The following is a 478-nucleotide window of genomic DNA, read 5'->3' as shown; positions in this document are numbered from 1 at the left end:
GCAGTGCCTTCCGAGAGCAGTTGGAAGGCATACCGTTCCGCAATCTCACGCCATATTTGGTTGTCTTTTGCTAATTCAGCTTCCAACGGATGAATGGTGCCATCAAAACCTAAGGTTTCAATACCAAACCAGTCAGCTATGCGCTTCCACAGCCATTTCCAACGAAAATAATCTCCGTTAACCACATTAAAAGCTTCGTTTCGGGCCGCTTCCGTGGTGGCGGCCCACACCAGGTGCTTGGCCAGTACCCGGGCATCGGTCACATCGGAAAGCCCATTCCATTGCGCGTCAGAACCGGGCCAGCGGAAGGGTCTTCCCGTCTCTTTGCAAATAGTGGCATAAACCGCAAGGGTAGTTCCCAGGTTCATCATGTTACCTACTGCTTTGCCAATGACGGTGTGCGGCCGATGAATGCTCCAAGTGAAACTATCCCGGGCAGCGGCAGCATACACCTCATCTTCCTGGGCATAATAAAAGT

General features: G+C 51.9%; 1 pseudogene. It reads right to left on the bottom strand.

Annotation, left to right across the window (positions count from 1 at the left end):
* A pseudogene (locus tag LN995_RS21785) lies at positions 1 to 478 on the bottom strand (NAD-dependent dehydratase); the annotation flags it as partial.

This window comes from Pontibacter silvestris (assembly GCF_020907275.1).
GTDB lineage: Bacteria > Bacteroidota > Bacteroidia > Cytophagales > Hymenobacteraceae > Pontibacter > Pontibacter silvestris.
This window is presented reverse-complemented; position numbering and strand designations above follow the sequence as displayed.